Consider the following 516-nt stretch of genomic DNA (forward strand, 5'->3'; position numbering starts at 1 on the left):
GGCCGCATTACCACCTTGATGCAGCCATCCTGCTTGTCGCGGAAGGTCTTGTAGAGGTCGGGACCGGCGTCGAGATCCGCCCTGTGGGTGATGACGAAGGAGGGATCGATCTCGCCCTCCTGAACCTTGGCCAGGAGCGGTTCCAGGTAGCGCTGCGTATGTGTCTGACCCATCCGGAAGGTGAGCCCCTTGTTCATGGCGGCGCCAAACGGGATATGGTCGAGAAGTCCGACATAGACGCCGGGAACGGAGACCGTACCGCCCTTGCGGCAGCAGTAGATCGCCTCGCGCAGCACATGCGGTCTGTCGGTGCCGAGATAGACGGCTGCCTTCACTTTGTCGACCATGGCGTCGAAGCTGGCGCCCGGATCGGATTCGGTACCGACGCAATCGATGCAGCGGTCCGGGCCACGACCGCCGGTCATCGCCATCAGGGCGTCATAGATGTCGGAATTGCTGAAATCGAGCGTCTCGGCCCTGCCGTGGTCGCGGGCCATGGCGAGCCGCTCGGGAACC

Annotated in this window: 1 pseudogene; it reads right to left on the minus strand. The window is 63.6% G+C overall.

Going from position 1 to position 516, the window contains the following annotated elements:
* Positions 1-516, minus strand: a pseudogene (locus EN852_RS34935) (glutathione-dependent formaldehyde dehydrogenase); the annotation flags it as partial.

The organism is Mesorhizobium sp. M2E.F.Ca.ET.209.01.1.1 (assembly GCF_004010375.2).
Taxonomy (GTDB): domain Bacteria; phylum Pseudomonadota; class Alphaproteobacteria; order Rhizobiales; family Rhizobiaceae; genus Mesorhizobium.